We start from the raw sequence: 15,170 nt of genomic DNA on the forward strand, positions 1-15,170 counted from the left end.
GTCCCAAGCGAACGATCTCATCCTTCTGCATATCGCTTGCGATTAGCCGAGGGCGTATCGCCGGCAATGTTCAAGGTAGCCGGCTTCATGGGTCGCCATCAACTCTACGACACTACGCCATAGCCAACTCGGAGCGTCGAGCGTCCGCGAACGCCGCACTTCCAAGGCTCGATGCCACGCCTTTCGATCGTCCGAATCGAGTTGTCGTGCGTGCGCCTTTCCAACTACCGCCCCCAAATACCTTGCAACATCCATTGCGTCACGCCTGCTCAGACGCTCAATATCCAGCTTTAGGTCCTGCGGCAGCAACTCTCTTACCACGACAGAGCGCTCAAGCAGCGTGGCTGCGCGCATCCGTTCGCCCAGTGCCGGTGACAAGTTGCGAGCGCCTTCTACCACTCTGGCAGCATTGTCGCGGGGCATGCCTGGCCCTTTGGCCCGCGGCGCGGCGGCGGTCACGCCCTCCTTAATGTCCATCAGGCAAAGATCGTCACCTACTACTGTGCCGCCATCTACGTCGAGCAACACGGCATACCGCAGCCTCCCCAAGGAACTGCAGCCCTTTACCCAATAAGCCGCATCAAGCAGCTTTACCTTACCAGCGTTCGGACGATGGCGAAGAGCCGTCGCGAGATCGGCAACGTCTTCGGTGCGAAACAACGCGTTCAGTTCTTTGGTTTCGCGCTTGGTTGTCGGCCAGAACCGTTTGCCCAACGGTATGCTGGGGCGCGTGTCTTCGATGCGTTCTCGCGCCAGTTGCCGCCACGTTCGTTCTGTCGCCTGCCTGACCGTAAGCTCAATCGGCTTCGGAGGTCGAAACAAATCCGGAGAGTGCCTTCCAGGCTTGATCGCGGAGGCGTATCCGTAAATCAACGACTCCATCATGCGTAAAGTTGTCACACCCGGTAAATCTGAGCCCCGCGCCGCGGTGGCCAACGACAGCGCGAGCCGAATGACATCATGGACGGGATTTCCAATCACGGTCTGGTCCAGATCCCGAATCTGTACTTCCACGTCGCCTTCTGTATTGGCAACGGGGCCGAGATTTCCGGTATGACAATCACCACAGATCCAAATGGCCGGACCTTGAGGCAGAGCTGAGACGCTCGTCTCATTTAACCATTGGTAGAAGCGTGTAGTGCTTCCTCGCACGTATGCATGGGCAGACCTCGCCATCTTCATGTTTCGACGAGCTGAAAGCTGTTCTAGCCGCTGCCTGGATGTCTTGGGTATCGAAGTCTTCTTGGTCACAGTTTTACCTGACTGAACGGAACCGTTAGTCGGCTCCTGGAAATTTTTATGTGCCAGAACTCTGGCGCACCGTTGTCCGATCATCAAGGCAGCCCCGCGCAGTTCCTGCGCTTGGGGATCGCCACCGCCTCCCGTATGAGCTAGTACGCGGCGTAAGTCAGGATGGGACCGCCGTTAGCCATTGTGTTTAAATCTGGCGAGATCGGCGCCCCAAAACTCGACCTATGAGTGGCGATCCCACCGTGCAAGTCGGGGACCTTGCCCATGCGGACCCTGTGTGGGGCATGTTACATCGTCTGTACGAGGATATGAGCCTGGAGCGAAGCCGGCCGGACTCAGGACAACCAACAAAAAGGAAATCTCATGACCGTCGTTGCGCAACTCTCGGATGTGCATATCCGGCCCAGAGGCATGTTGTATCAAAACCTCGTGGATTCCAATGCAATGCTCGTGTCGGCTATTGAAGCCATCAATCGCCTGCGGCCGGCCCCTGATGCAGTCCTGATTACCGGCGACCTGACCGACGACGGCTCGCCTGAGGCCTATGCCATGCTAAAAGAGATTCTTGGCATGTTGGAATCTCGATACTTGCTGATGCCGGGTAACCACGACGAACGACGATCTTTACGGGAGGCATTTCACGATCAGCCTTGGCCTTCGCAATCAGGAGAAGGCCCTCTCAACTTCGCATTCGACATCGGCGCCGTTCGCTTCCTTGCCATCGACACCACCGTTCCGGGACTCCACCATGGTGAGCTCGATCGTTCAACGCTGGCGTGGCTCGGTCACGAACTTAATTCAAACAAGGACAGACGGTGTGTCGTTGCCATGCATCATCCGCCGTTCAGCACCGGCATTCCCTATCTCGATAAATACGGATTGCGCGATCTGACTCCCTTCCGCGATCTGATTGCTCGGCACGACAATATCGACCGTATTATCGCGGGTCATGTTCACCGAATGATGCAGACTAGGATCGGTGCAGTACCGGTGTCAACGTGTCCGAGCACCACAACTCAGATTGCATTGCGTGTGCATGAGGACGCCCGGCCAGCCTCATACTTGGAACCAGCCGCATTCCTGCTGCATCGCTGGGCGGCCGATACGAGCGAGGGCGTAACGCACCTCTGCTACGTGGACCAGTTCGAAGGGCCGTTCCCCTTTGCTTAAGCGATCTGGCGGGCGCGACGCGCCAAGCGAGCTTACGGCTGGTCGAGGCGAGGCTCAGATTTACCGGTTGTGACAACTTTACGCATGATGGAGTCGTTGATTTACGGATACGCCTCCGCGATCAAGAGTTAGGGCAGAATGGCCGGCTGCCAACCAACTCCGTGACAAGGTTCCCTAAGTGCTTGCATTTATTCGCTGCGTCGCATGGTTTTGCATCGCGTTGACTTGTGGCAGCGTCCGTGCAGCGTACCCTGATCGTGCCATCTCGATTGTCATCCCCTACCCACCTGGCGGGACGGCCGATGTCTTGGCCCGGCCGCTTGCTGCGAGCATGCAGAGGGCTCTTGGTGTGCCCGTAGTATTGCTCTATAAACCGGGAGCAAGTGGAGCCATTGCGACGCAGTATGTCGCCAGAGCTGCGCCGGACGGATACACGCTGCTTATGGCTGCCGCCGCGCATGCGATAAATCCGAGTCTTTATGCGAACCTTCCTTACGACTCCGTGAGCGACTTCTCGGCAGTCTCGTTGGTCGCGAAGGTACCTCTCGTCATGTACGGGAATCCGAGCAAAGGTCTTTGTTCGATTCAGGCTGTCGTCCGCTACGCAAAGGAGCATCCGGGCAGACTGGCGATAGCATCCGCCGGACACGGGAATACTAGCCACTTGGCGTTGGAGCAATTCACCAAGAGCGCAGGCCTGGATGTCATCCATGTGCCCTACAAAGGCGGCAGCGACTCGGTCCAAAGTGTGATTGCTGGCGACACCGACGTCGTGTTCGCCGGGGCTGACAGTTTGAAGTACGTAGGAATTGGGCGACTGTGCGCGATTGCGGTCGCCGGGCCCGCAAAGTTGTCGATGTATCCTCAGCTACCGACCTTCGCGGAGCAAGGTTTGCCCGACGTGCGGGTGGAAGGGTGGTACGGGCTGCTCGCTCCCCGAGGCACCCCTCAGTCCGCAGTTATGCGCTTAGACAATGTAGTTGCTTCGGCCTCTTTGGATCCGAGCTTTCATGCTGCGGTTGCTGATCTTGGCTTCGAGTCAAGTCATGCACCGCCGGCAGCGTTCATGAATTTCATAAGTCAAGAACGTGCTCGATGGAAGCGTTTGATAGACCGTTTGAAAATTCGTCTCGACTAGAGAGGCCGTTTTTCTGACGGTTGGGGGCAGGGAAGTGCCATCCGCCCGCAACTCGACATGACCATCCGGATACCCGGCCACCTCGATGTATCGGCGGATCAGGCGGCGGTGTTGCGGGAGATCTTCCAGCAGGTACAGCACCTTGGCGTACTGCAGCGACAGGCTGTGTGAGACCTTGCGCCATGTAAATGCGCGCCAGGTCTTCGTCACCGGGCTGCACGCGCTGGGCGATTTCCAGCGCATGGTCCAGTCGCTTGTTGTCGACAATTGCGCTCTGGTCGACCTCGGACCGGCCAGCGTAACGGCAACCATCTATCTGCGCAAAGGTTTCATCGGTGCTCCGAGTCGATTTCAAGCGCGCGATCCGCAGCCACCAACCTCACCGGGTCAGTCCTTTTCCACTGTGATTTCGGAATCAGCACCGACCACTCGGCATCAGCCGTATCGCGAAAGAACGCCGCCACACCGACGTAGTTCGCCGCATCGTCCATCGGCTCGAACAGCTTTAGCGTCTGTCCAGGTCCGAGTGTCACGTCGCGGCTCCAGAGCGTCGACGCCTTCAGCGCATCTTCGCCACCGAGCAGTTGCGCATAGGTCGCCGTTGCGAACGGTTTGTCGTCCTTCAACTGCCAGATCCGCAACATGACCGGCAGCGCCGCGCCCCGCGCGTCCGGGTTCAGCGCGCTACGTGCCGTGACGACGACATCCATCTGCTTGACCTTCGTCTCGAACACCGCCTGCGTGGCAGCCACGGAGCCATCCTTCACGGACTGCCACGCACCGCATGCGCTGAGTGCCAGCGCGAGGATGACGCCGCACGCGCCCCGGATCATCTTCTTGTGCATCAGAACGGTGCCCCCTCGAATTCGATGCGTGGATAGACAATCTCCCGGCCGTCGATGCCCAGCGTCAGCCCCGTCGCATGATGGACGGCCCCATAACGCCCGATGAAATGATTCAGCACATCGCCGAACAGCACGGCGTCGCCCGGCCCGTCAAAGGCACTGGCGTCGAGATCGACGTGCAGACGGACCTCTGTGAGCGGGCCGCCATGCGCCAGCACCCGCCGCCAGGACACCCGCACGTCACGGATCGCGTCGATACGCCGTGCCGCAGCATCCTCCGGCGTCCAGTCGTAAAGCTTCAGCACCTCGCGCAACGCCGGTGCGCCCTCCGGATGGATACGGTTCAGTTCGTTCGCTCCGCCCGCGGTGTGGTGGCCCAGTACGCGCCAATCGTAGCCAGGGTAATAGCGCGGCGGATAGAGTGGCAGGCTCGGTGCCGTGAGGTTGCGCACCGACGCGACGCCGGTAAAGCCCGAGACCGTCTCCGTGATAGTCGCCTCGGACAGCGCCATGCGCGGCAGGTGCCCGTTGTTGGCGAACACCCGCACCGTCAGGTAGCGGTCAGGCGCTGGACGGTCCTTATCGTTCTTCGCGTCGGCAATTGTGCCCTCCCAGAGCTGGCCCGAGAGCGACACCCACAATTGCCGCCCCACCGGGCCGAAGCGCGTTGAGGTATGGAAGTACCGCTCCGGTTTCTCGTAGCGCAGCATCCCTCCGCGATGCCGGAAACTCGTGAACGCCTTGTAGGAATACTGTGCGCTGTCCTCCGGGTCGGCAGCATCCAGCGCAAGCACGTCATAGGGTTCGACATGATCCGCCAGGCCCTCCTGCACGCGGATCTGGTGCTCCCGGTCGTGCCAGCCAGCAGGCCGCAGCGCCAGCGCGTCGACCTCGAACACGTTAATCACCGGTGTGCAGAACAGGCGGAAGCTGCTGCGGGTCACGGGATGGTCGCCGGGGATGCGGCCGTCGAGTTCGATCTCGAAGACCATCTGCTTTTCTCCGGCGGGTAGCACCGCGCTATCGAAGCCGCACAGGTCGACAAAGTGAAATTTCTGCGGAAACACGAAGTACTCCAGCATCGTCTGCTCGCGATCGAGTTCCTCGTCGCGCTTCGGGTCCAGGATCGGCCATAGCCGTGTCGACGGCCCGAATCCTGCCGGCTCGAAGTTCACCCGCCTCAGTCGCTCCAGCGCGCCATCACGTACCGATGGCAGGCGCAGTCCAACGGACTCCATCTGATGGATCAGGGCCGCGTAGAGCGCCGCGGCGGCGGGCCGGTCGCCGTGCAGGTACAGCCGGATACGCGACAGGTCGATCCGTTCGCGCTGTTCCCCGAGCCACAGACCGAACGTAAGACGGATCACTGTGCGTCCATCGGCACGCACCGCGACCTCTGCATGCTCGACCGAGAGCGGCAGCAGTTCGACAGCCTGCGTGGTCCGGTAGAGGCACTGCACCTGCTTGGGGCCGATGGGCGCGGAACGCACCACGGCGCCGGCCGGGATCTGCGCCGTCGTCGTGGCGTTGCGGTTCAGGGGACTGCATTCGATGATCGACAATGACGGGATTGGTCGTGCCGCATACTCGAACAGGTTGTCGAGTGGCGCCTCGGTGATTTCCGGCAACCCGTCGTCGAGTTTCCCAAGCAGCCGCGCCGCCAGAAACGCAAAGCCTTCGTTGACCGCCCGGACCTGCTCATCCTCCTGGCCATACTGAATGCCGAGACGCCGTGCAGCATCGGGCTGGTCGCGCGCAAACTCGCGACCGGCTGCGCGCAGGTAGCGCATCTCGCTATCGAATTTCGTCAGGAACGGATTCGCTTGGTCGGCCTGGTACTCCTTCAACGGTGCGGTCATGGCTGCAACTCCTGAGGCAATGGCGGCAGGGAAGGGCGTCCGGAGATCTGCCCGGCCTGGCCCGTTATGAAAATTCGCTCAGGCATCTGGAAGCCGCGCAGCTTGAGCAGGTCCAGCGGCCCGGACCCTGCCTGCGTGCGCAGCACATAGCGCAGTGGTGCCGTCCTGCCGTCCGCGCTATCACTATCACTGGCAGTGCCGGTCGCTGCAGAGGCGGTGGAAGCGGCCTTCGCCGCGTCGCCATCAGCCCCAGCGTTCCAGACGAGTTCATAGCGCGTATCGTCGAGCGGTTTCACGCGGGCCTTTTCCAGCATGCGCAGGAACGCCCAGTCTCCGGCCGCATCGAATGCGATGCGCGTCCCAGCGTCCAGCGACTGCCAGTTCAACGACGCATGGCCGTTCAGGCCGTTGCCAGGCCATGCTAGCGGCGACCAGGTTTCGTGCTGGTTGAAGTAGACGATCGGCTGGCCGTCCACCGTCAGTTCCGTGCGCGTCACGGTGGGCGTTGGCTGCGGCATGAGATTGAAGTGATAACCCGCTTCGCCACTCGCATAGAGGCGCGCACCCATCGGGCCGATGAGGCGCAACATCGCAAGGAATTTCGGATCCAACTGCAGTGACTGCGGCGCGAGTTCGTTCGGCACCCACTGGTCGCCCTGACGCTTGAGCACGCCGGTCAGCTCGATGTCGATGAAGCGGTTGATGAGTCCTGTGTCGGGGCGCACGTAGCGGCCGAACTCGGCAAAGGACGCGTCTGCACTCGTTGATGCAAAAGGATAGCGCGAGGCAAACGACGACTGGAACGGGGCTGCCACGGCGGCGCGCCACGCGTCGTTCAGGCTCGCGGCGGCGGGTTGCAGGACTGCCTGCCAGGCTGCATCGAGCGGCTGGACGAACAGGGTCTGCCCGAAGCCCGACCACTGCGCGCCCAGGCTCGCGGCGGTCAACGCGGCATCGTCGCGCGCCTGCGACAGATCGGAAAGCTTGCCCTGGAAGATCGCCTGCGCAAGCGAGCGCGCCATCGCCTGCGCGTCCGGGCTCGCCTGGATCTGCTGCAGCTTCAGGCGCACCGTCGTATCGGCCGTCAGTACGCGCGAGAGACTGACGCCGCTGAATGCGGCGGCATTCGCCCCCGGGACGTTCCCCGCATTGCCGCGGGCCGCAGGCGGATTCACGTCGCCCATCAGCGCCAGCAGCGGGCCGAATGTACGGTCCAGCGGGTTCACCGCGGGGGCCTGCACCTGATCGCTTCCGCTCCCTCCCAGCAGTCCCTGCGCCTTGCGCACGAGCGTGGCGGTCAGCGCCTGCGAGGGACGGCCTGCCTCGCCCTGATACTGCACCGACTTCATGACCGCCAGCAGCGGTGAGGTTTGCGCATCGGTCAGACGCGTAAGCTGGTCAATCACGCCCGAGAAGGTGGTCGCCCCGATCCACCGGAAGCTATTCAGCATGGTCGCCCACGCTGCCGTATAGTCCGTGAAATACCGGTCGCGCAGCCGCTTTCTCAGCTCGTCGGCACTCTGCCTGTCATCGACAGCGGTCTTCGCCGCGTCGACCGCAACTTCCACGGCGGTCGCGCTGATCTGCTCGGTCGGCTGGTGCCCGGTCAGTACCCAGTCGCCCTCGACGCGCTGTCCTTTCACTGCGTCATCGATGGCCTTCTCGACTACGCCCTCCCAGGCGGCACGCGTAAAGATGCCAGGTACCGTCTGCGTCGTCGTAAACAGTCCGTGGGAGTCGGTGCCAGCAAGCAGGGTCGCGAGTGATACGTCCGCGTACTTGCCGCGCGCCTGATCGAGTACGCGCTGGTAGAGCACATCATCGCTCGCGGCAAGGCCGATCTGGTTCACGAGCGTGGAGCGCATCTGCGTGACGAGCGGCATCGATGCGTTGATACGCCACTCCGGATGGGTCTTCAGGCGATTCGACCAGAACCCCGCGAGCCGCTGTGAGGTGTCGAGCCATTCGCCCGTGGGAATGCCGGCGACGGCGGGCCAGACTGCGAGCATCTGTGCTTTCAGGAACGGCGCATCGGTGCGCGCCGGCGTGGCGAGCATGAGATACGCCTTGAGGCGGTTGTACGCCTGCTGCTGGGCGTCGTGACTCTGCTGTTCGTCGGCGCGTACTTGCGAGAATGCGCCAAGTTGCCCTTCGAGCGCCTGTACGACCGGCTGCTGCAGGTTGCGGGTCGCCACGGTCTGGTACGGCCGCCAGAGCGCAGCGAGCAGGTCATCGTTGCGCGACAGGCCCGCGCGCAGGTACCACGGCGCACCATGCTGCTGGCGATATTCGAGCGTTGCGATCTCGTTCTGCAGCGCAAGCTGCGCACGCAGCGCAGGCGCTGTGCCGGGCGTGGCCGCGAGCGCCAGGGTGGCAGTTGCTTCGGCATCCTTGACAAGCGCCCGGTTGCCCAGCCCCGAGATCGCCATCAGGATGATCCACACGATGGCCCCGATCACGACGCACCACGCAAGCACGTCGGGCCAGTACAACCCCATGCGGCGACTCCGATAGCTCGGCATCCAGGCCGCAATCTGCTGCCACACCGGCAGCAGGGCGCGCGGCTGTTCGCGAGGCACGTCGGCCATCGGCCACGCCGTCACGGCTCGTGCTGGTGCATCGTCAACACCATTAGCCACCGGCACCGGTACGACAGCGGCGCCCGGAAAGACCGGCGCGAACAGGACACCCGCGAGCGGCGCACGCAGCCAGTTCGAGGCGGCGAGTGCACGCAGGTTTCCACCAATCCGTTCAGCGTGGTCGCTGATGTACTTCGAGACCTCCATCAACCAGGTCGCCTTTTCCCGCGTATAGAGGCGCACGCCAGCGTCTGCCGACCCTTGCTCGACCGTGGTCAGCAATTCTGGCGCCCTGGCGGCCGCCTCCTGCGCCTGCCTGCGCGACTCGTTCGGCATGAAGGCACCGACCGCGTCGAAGCGTTCGGAAAGGCTACCCTTCGTCTCGACCGGATGCAGGAACGTGACGGGCGCAGCCCAACCAAGCGCGGTCGCGATCATTGAGAGTTCGCGGGGCAGGCCCGTACCGGCTTCTTCAGCGCGAGCCACATGTACGAGGCCATCCACCGGGCGACGGCGGCACAACCGGCGGATCTGGCCAAGCCACTTTTCTTTCTCGATTCCGTCCGGCGCGGCGTGAACAAGGACGATTTCGCCAACGTGCATGACGCCTGCCTGCTTGAGGCCGGGGGCCACCTGATCGACGCGCTCATCGGTGCCGTCGACCATCAGCCAGCGCAGACGGCCGCGCCAGAACCAGCCATGCGAGACACGCAGCTCCTCATACATGTGTTGCAACCGCGCGTCGCGCTTAAGCGGCTTCGCCGCCTCACGGTCTCCAGTCTCACTACGAAAGAGTCGCGCCGCGAAGCCGTAAGCGCCGGTCGCGAACAGGACGAGGTGAACGACGACAACGACTGCGAAGGTTGACAGGATGACGATGATCGCTTTCAGCCGCGACTCGCCTGCGGTAACGCCAACCATGTCGCCGCGCAGCGATACGAAGCCGATTGCGAGCAGGGCGACGATCAGCGCCCCGACGGGTATTCCCCAGATTGGCAGACGGCTCGACGGCGCGGATTCCTCGTTCGCGGTTGGAGGCTTAAGCGAGCGCAGGGTAAGCCTGGGGTCGTTCATCGGTATTCCGGTTGTTATCGTTTATTGCGGGCGTTACGCGCAGGACTGCGGACTGTAAGCCGTCTATGATGAGTTGTGGACCATCTGCCGCGCCTGATTCGATCGCCGCTATGATGGACAGCCAGCCGTTTGCGTCACCGAGGTCGCCGGCGATGCGGTCGGGGCGTCGCTGCGCCTCGTCTTTTGAAATGGAATTCATATTGGCCGCGCGTAATGCTCTGTCGCCTCCATCTACAGGACGCGTTATCCATGCGCGAACGATTGAGGCGAAGTCGGCCTTACCCCATACCGCAGCATTGGCGAAGCCGTATTCGACCTCGCCCGCGAGTGCGGTAACGGGCCTGTGAAGCAGCGCGGCGACCTTGACCGTGTCCGGCAGCCGGAAATATCCCGCCGTCAGAAGTACGGCGACGCACCCCTCGGTGCTGCCTTCGGGCGGTCCCGCCTCGTGCCATGCGGTCGCGACGACGAGCAGCGGACGCGCGTCCTTTGCGTCGAGCCACGCATCGGCGACCATCAGGCCATCCGTAGCCGCTACCGCTTGCACCGCGAGCGGCGGCAGGCCCGCAATGCGCAGTGCGTCAATGACCCGCGCGACGTCCCGCTGCTCGCTTCCCGTTGCGCTCAGTACGCGAATCTGCGGCCACCATTGCCGCTCGTAGCGCGTCAGGGCGCGTAGGCTCGTCACAAGCGGTTTGAGCGAATCGGCAATCTTGAGCGTCAGCAACTCAATTTTCTTCGGCATCCGGCCCGCCTCAATGCTTTCTTCGCCCACCTTAAGACCGACCGCATCAGGTTCGTCGACCCTCCAGTCCGCGTCCTCGAAACGAGCGTGAAAGACGAGTTCAGCACCTGTACGGGGCAACTGCGCTGCAGGCATGCGTTCCCTGGCAGCAATCGCACCGGCAAGCGTCTGTTCGCCAAGCGGCAGGCAGTAGCCGACACCGAGTACCTGGAGGGGTTTTTGTGCTCTACACAACCGCTCCGCCAGCCAACGGCTACGATGAAAGTTGCGCCAGTACGCCCGATACCAGAGACCCTCGTAGCCAGCGCGCTCAATGGCAAACAGGAGCAGGAACGCACCGTTAGGTACCCCAACGAACCAGAACCAGAACGGCGCGCCACTCACGGGCTCTCCCTTCGGCCAGAGCAGCATGGCAACGGTAACGCCCAAAACGTTGCAGACAAGCCAGATGCAGAACCACCACGGCCAGAACCGTGGGCGGCGTGGATAGGCACTGGGGCGTCCGGCCAAAGACAGATCGACCGGCATTACTCGATATTGACGTTCTGGAGCGACGAGATCAGGCGGCAGCCGCACGCGCAACGGTAGTGGTGGAGGGCGACCGGCCTGCCGTCGCGGTCGGGAAACTTTGCGTAGCCCTCGTCGATGACGGTCGGGCCGTGCTCGTCGCAAAGGGCTTCGTCGCCCTTGCGGGCCAGCGGGCGACCCATGAATACGAACCATTCGGAGCCACCGGTCACTTCGCCGCCGTTTTCCAGTTTGTCGCCTTTGCGGATAGGGGATTTCATGTCGAGAGATTGGTTTTATTTAAAAAGCGACGCGCAGGCATCGTCCGTCGCTGTGACACGTCGGTTGCCCCGAACGCCCCACACCCCTGGATAAGCGTCTTGCGAACAGTCTATCTCGCCGCTTGGCGCGACATAGCGTCCATCAGCGGAGATGATCGCAGTCCCCGCGTCGCCGGTTCCACCAAAGGCGGACTCCCTCAGTTCGCCAAGTTTCCGGCCTGAAACATACGCTTCCCTTAGCGAAACAAGATTCCGCGAGGTGCCGATACGTGCAACAGTAGCCAGATATGCGAATGGCCGCACGCTAACAAAATCAAGGGCAACATAAATACCGGCTGAGAGATTGATGTCGGATAGCACCCCTACATTTGACGGGATCGAGAGGACGTGTGCGGCCCGCCCAGCTTGGCAAGTGGCTAGGTCCTGTTTGGCAACATACCCAGTTTCTGAGACCATTACCGCCGATTTATCGAAGCTCTCGATTGCATAAAGCACAGGTTTGTCAAGCGCGCATTTTCTTGAGTTGTCGATTGTTATTGATGAACCAGTCACTTTATACGTATTATCTGCATGGACAGTTCCCGCAAAAAAACGGATGTCAGCATGACCAAATTCCGTCTTACCCCAGCTGCTTTAAATTTCTCACGAAATAACTTCTTTCGCAGATCGAGTGAAATCAAGTTGCCGTTCCAAATCAACATAACCAACCTTAATTACAAGTCCCTCGAATCAGTATTGAAAAGAGGGGCTACGGCAATGCGTATTGCGTCGCCTGTTTCGCATCTCTAAACTTCGAAAACTCCTTCGGCTCCAACCGCAAAGCGGGAAAGCAAGCGGCAGATACATCCGGCGCCGCATAGTAAAGAGCAATAGATCCATCGGGAAGTGGAGAAAACGTGATTGGAAGATTAGCCAGTTCATCTTCCCATTCCGTTGCATAAAGACAGGACGGGTTATTTTTGTTAGCTGACCTATAGCTAGTCTTCACCGAATCGATGAGATCGGGTCTAACAAATAGACGCCCATCTTGTCGGATAGCAATATTGTATATTAGATTCAAATCAAGCCGTTTCCCACTTGCTTTTTCGAAAGTAATGCCATATTGAAACGACGAAGAATGTACTCCATCACACATCACGACTCCAGAAACCCGAAGAGCAACTATCTTACCCGTGTCGATATTTTTTTTTATGGAAGAACTATATCGCCCATTTGAATTCATTGCTTTTGCCGCTTCGTCGCAATCTTTAGCATCGGATTCAATCTGCGTCCTCAGCGCGTCAAGAGTTTTTTTCAACTTTGGCGAAACGTCTGAAATCGCCGGCATCGGCCCAAGTGCCGCGGCACTAGAATTGGCACTGGTATTGAATGTGGAAAACAAAGCGCATAGCATTACGACGGCGAAAATTTTCATGAGTAATATCCTCCCTTCATAACGGGCTTTGAGCGGTAAAGTCAACGAAGACCTGCGAGAGCGCTGTCGACGCGCCCCACGTTGGTGAGCGATTTGGAACCGGGACGATTCTCTGTCTCGCATAGGTCAATGTTTTACTCATCACCGCCTCCGTCGTGTCCCCGCGATAACGAAGGATAAAGGCGGCATACTGCTGCCTATCATCGTATCCATTCCCGCCTCCGTTGACCAACACGGATACCCGACCAATCGTTTCAGTATCAATACCGTTATCGGCTACGCGTGAAATATTCGAGGCCCCCATGAAATGCTTCCAGACCCAAAAAAATCCGGCGCTATCGCAAGAATTTGAACGATTTGAGGCAACGATGTCAGGATCGTAGCGCGGATACCATTGTCTTCTGCCACTGTACGTACGCCCGTGAGAATCTACAGCCGGCGGTCCAGACCAATAATGCGTCGAAACAGTGGTAATTCTTGGGTCAACATAGTGTCCAGATTCATTTCCGGCAAACCCACGAAATTTGCCATAGTCGTCATATAGCGTCGGCCAAGTAAGCTGCATTAGCCCACGACCATAGAATGCTTGGTAATATTGCGCATTTCCGGTGGTCGCATTTCCTTGGCCATCCTCAATCGCCGTTCTCAGTAATCCCGTCTCAATATAGGTCTGCGACAAGAATGCCGTCTGTCTTTCTGGCGTCGTAATTCCATATTTTCGACATGCCTTGCAGAACTCAGCATAAGCAATAGTGCCGCCACTCAATCGGCCGCGAGCCGTCTGCCAGCTCAACGTTGCTCCAGCATGATTCAAACCATACCGACGGGGAAGAAGCTGCGTAAGTTCGTCCAAACTAAGCCATCCGCACTTCCTAAAATGCCGGATAAACGCAAGCGGGTGGAAGAACCACAGCTTCTGCCCTGCGGGGAGACCCGTCACGCCCCAGAACTGTATTTCCTTAAGATACTTAAGAAAGTCGTTGTAACCCTGATCGTTGCCGTGATAGAAACCGCCTACATCGAGCAGTTTCGCGTAACGCGTCTCGTTGTTCGTGCTATCCCATTCGCTCGGGGCATTGCAGATAAACCCGCGCAACGCCTGCCGTACCTGATCGTTGCACCGTACGTAGCCGGAAAGCTCGTCCGCCTTCTGTACCTCTATCGTTTCAATAACTACCGTCTGCTCATGTTTGCTGGCCGCTGCATCCTTGACGATTTTCTTGAGTGCGTCGATATCGCACAGCCCATCGCTGCCAAAGGGCGTAGCGCCATCGCTAAGTTTCTGCCAGCCCATAAACGACGGGAAATCTGCGTCAGACAACTTCTTAACCGAGGTGTTGTTGATATCAATGTAACCCTGCACTCCCGGGGCGTAGGTCACTTTCACCCATGTCGCACAGTCTCTCCCGGACAGCGTCGCCGGCGTCGAGAGGATGCGCCCGAAGCGCAGCATCTCGTATCCGTCGCTCGGGCAGGCGCTGTAGAGTGCCGTCGCGCGACGATAAAGATCGTATTCGTAATCGGCTTCAACTACTGGCTGCGCAGTTAGCAGCGTACGCGAACCGCCCGTCGCGACGCTCCAGACGTTGGTGTACTTCCCGCCCTTGCTGAAGTAGGTCTCGACGACGAGCGGCAATGGATTTGTACCGGTGTGACCCGCGTCGAAATTGATGCCATGCAGTTTGTTGTGTGCGTCCGTTCCCGGCGGCAGGGCATAGAACTGCTGTCCGCCGGGAATCGTGTACCAGGTATGCCCCCAGCAATCCGAGGTCGTCGGCGTGTCTGGCGCGGCATTGCCGAGCGCCGTATGGCTGAAGTACGTATCGAAATCCCCCGGCATCATGAAGATTTCGAAGTGCATATACACCACGCCTTCATACTGCCCGAGAAAACCGATAACGTCCTTGCGCCGCACCTTGTTGCCACCGCCAGCCACCGCAGGCTCCACCGCACCTTGGGCGACTTGGCCGGTAGGTTTGCGAAGGAACTCTGGCAATCCTTTTGCGTCGTGCCCGAACGACTGGTACTCGGCGAGCGGCAGCAAGTGCATGTAGAGCGAATAGAACGTCATCGTGCGACCTTCGCCCGTTTCGGTCGAGTGTTTCAGCAGGACGAAGCCCGCGTTGCCATTGCCCGAGTCCATCGCATGCTGGCAGACCCGGTAGGCGACCACCTCGCCATCGGCGATGGCATACACAGGGCCATGCGTGTCAGGGGCGAGATGGGCACCGCAATGCCAGCGCCGGTCAAACGCAATTGGGTAAATACCGTGAGCAAGTTCGAACTCGTCGACGGCGTCCATCATGG

11 protein-coding genes are annotated in these 15,170 nt (G+C 60.0%); 2 read left to right on the forward strand and 9 right to left on the reverse strand.

Translation table 11 applies throughout. The annotated features are described in order from the left end of the window. Window positions 1–42 precede the first annotated feature (42 nt). On the reverse strand, window positions 43–1,251 hold the full coding sequence (locus AC1RKI_RS08890) for a DUF2252 family protein (protein WP_490715193.1): 1,209 nt from the start codon (window positions 1,249–1,251) through the stop codon (window positions 43–45). A 363-nt stretch (window positions 1,252–1,614) separates the two neighbouring features. Between AC1RKI_RS08890 and AC1RKI_RS08895 the strand changes: the two genes are divergently transcribed. Together AC1RKI_RS08895 and AC1RKI_RS08900 are read left to right on the forward strand one after the other, a co-directional pair. Beyond that, complete coding sequence (locus tag AC1RKI_RS08895) at window positions 1,615–2,421, forward strand: phosphodiesterase (RefSeq protein WP_492795938.1); 807 nt, start codon at window positions 1,615–1,617, stop codon at window positions 2,419–2,421. Between the two features lie 331 nt (window positions 2,422–2,752). Continuing rightward, window positions 2,753–3,559, forward strand: coding sequence for a tripartite tricarboxylate transporter substrate-binding protein (locus AC1RKI_RS08900; protein WP_492796194.1), 807 nt, complete (start codon window positions 2,753–2,755; stop codon window positions 3,557–3,559). Here AC1RKI_RS08900 and AC1RKI_RS08905 read toward each other — a convergent pair. The 8 genes from AC1RKI_RS08905 to AC1RKI_RS08940 form a co-directional block, all read right to left on the reverse strand. Beyond that, a complete protein-coding gene (locus AC1RKI_RS08905; protein ID WP_492796210.1) occupies window positions 3,461–3,802 on the reverse strand; it encodes a hypothetical protein in 342 nt (113 codons plus the stop codon). The genes AC1RKI_RS08900 and AC1RKI_RS08905 overlap by 99 nt on opposite strands. A gap of 86 nt (window positions 3,803–3,888) precedes the next feature. After that, a complete protein-coding gene (gene tssJ / locus AC1RKI_RS08910) occupies window positions 3,889–4,404 on the reverse strand; it encodes a type VI secretion system lipoprotein TssJ (RefSeq protein WP_492795937.1) in 516 nt (171 codons plus the stop codon). Next, window positions 4,404–6,263: a type VI secretion system baseplate subunit TssF gene (tssF, locus tag AC1RKI_RS08915; protein WP_492795934.1), complete on the reverse strand. Its 1,860-nt coding sequence runs from the start codon at window positions 6,261–6,263 to the stop codon at window positions 4,404–4,406. Before tssF ends, tssJ begins: the two co-directional genes overlap by 1 nt. Beyond that, window positions 6,260–9,916: an ImcF-related family protein gene (locus AC1RKI_RS08920; RefSeq protein WP_492795932.1), complete on the reverse strand. Its 3,657-nt coding sequence runs from the start codon at window positions 9,914–9,916 to the stop codon at window positions 6,260–6,262. The genes tssF and AC1RKI_RS08920 overlap by 4 nt, the downstream gene beginning before the upstream one ends. After that, on the reverse strand, window positions 9,882–11,189 hold the full coding sequence (locus AC1RKI_RS08925; protein ID WP_222156695.1) for a hypothetical protein: 1,308 nt from the start codon (window positions 11,187–11,189) through the stop codon (window positions 9,882–9,884). Before AC1RKI_RS08925 ends, AC1RKI_RS08920 begins: the two co-directional genes overlap by 35 nt. Beyond that, entirely contained in the window at window positions 11,189–11,449 is a 261-nt protein-coding gene (locus AC1RKI_RS08930) for a PAAR domain-containing protein (RefSeq protein ID WP_061954256.1), read from the reverse strand. The genes AC1RKI_RS08925 and AC1RKI_RS08930 overlap by 1 nt, the downstream gene beginning before the upstream one ends. A 748-nt stretch (window positions 11,450–12,197) precedes the next feature. Then, window positions 12,198–12,863, reverse strand: coding sequence for a hypothetical protein (locus AC1RKI_RS08935; RefSeq protein ID WP_341249751.1), 666 nt, complete (start codon window positions 12,861–12,863; stop codon window positions 12,198–12,200). Window positions 12,864–12,879: 16 nt separating this feature from the next. After that, window positions 12,880–15,168, reverse strand: coding sequence for a peptidase M23 (locus AC1RKI_RS08940; RefSeq protein ID WP_492795930.1), 2,289 nt, complete (start codon window positions 15,166–15,168; stop codon window positions 12,880–12,882). Window positions 15,169–15,170: the final 2 nt, after the last annotated feature.

The sequence above is a fragment of the Cupriavidus sp. GW822-FHT06G04 genome (assembly GCF_058799075.1).